The 1,107-nt window shown below is 72.4% G+C and carries 1 protein-coding gene; it reads right to left on the bottom strand.

What is annotated here, in order from left to right:
- Positions 1-196: 196 nt before the first annotated feature.
- On the bottom strand, positions 197-1,107 hold a 911-nt coding region (locus E1298_RS47130), incomplete at its 5' end, for an aldehyde dehydrogenase family protein (protein ID WP_131903844.1).

Below are 1,107 nucleotides of genomic sequence, written 5' to 3'. Positions count from 1 at the left end.
CTCCTGCCCCCGGCCCCCCTCCACGAAATGTTCACCACGGCCTGGAGAACCCACCACCCCTGACCGGAGAGCTACTCGCCGGGCGGGGCCGCAGCGGCCCCGCCCTTCTCCTTCACCACGACAGGGTTCGCCACCGAGGCGACATAGGAGCCTTGGGCCGATCTTGCGATGAGACCGGCCTGGCGCGTGTGTGGGGTCAGAGGGGGAGGCCGGTTAGGATCATGACTTTTTCCTCGGTGTAGTCGGCCATTGCCGAACGCAGGCCCTCGCGGCCGACGCCCGAGTCCTTGACGCCGCCGTAGGGCATCTGGTCGGCCCGGTAGGACGGGACGTCGCCGATCACCACGCCGCCGACGTCCAGTTCGCGGTGCGCGCGGAACGCGATGTCGAGGTTGCGGGTGAACACGCCCGCCTGGAGGCCGAACGCCGAGTCGTTGACGAGGGCGAACGCCTCGTCCACGCCGTCCACCGGCTGGACGAGCATGACCGGGCCGAAGACCTCCTCGCGGGCGACCTTGGCGTCCGGCGGGACGTCGGCGAGGACGGTCGGGGCGTAGGCGGCGCCCTCGCGGGTGCCGCCGGCCAGGACCGTCGCGCCGGCCGCGACGGCCTCGTCCACCCATGCCTCGACGCGCTCGGCGGCGGCCTGGCTGACGAGCGGGCCGACCTGGGTCTTGTCGTCCCACGGGTCGCCGGTGACGAGGCCGTCGACGGTCTCGACGAGCTTTGGCAGGAACTCCTCGTACACCGGGCGGTCGACGTAGACGCGCTGGACGGCGATGCAGCTCTGCCCGGCCTGGTAGTTGGAGAACAGGCCGATCCGCTGGGCGGCCCAGTCGAGGTCGGCGTCCGGCAGGACGACGGCCGCGCCGTTGCCGCCGAGCTCCAGCGTGACGTGCTTGCGGGGCACCTGGTCGTTGATCGCCCACCCGACGGGGACGGACCCGGTGAACGACACGATCGGCAGCCGCGGGTCGTCCACGAGGCCGCCGGCCCGGTCGTTCGGCACCGTCAGGACGGAGAACATGCCGGCGGGCAGGTCGGTCTCGGCGAGCAGCTCGCCCAGCAGCAGCGCCGACAGGGGGGTGGCGGGGGCGGGCTTCAGCA

The organism is Actinomadura rubrisoli (assembly GCF_004349215.1).
Taxonomy (GTDB): domain Bacteria; phylum Actinomycetota; class Actinomycetes; order Streptosporangiales; family Streptosporangiaceae; genus Spirillospora; species Spirillospora rubrisoli.
The sequence above is the reverse complement of the archived record's forward strand: the minus strand, read 5'-3'. Positions and strand labels throughout refer to the sequence as shown.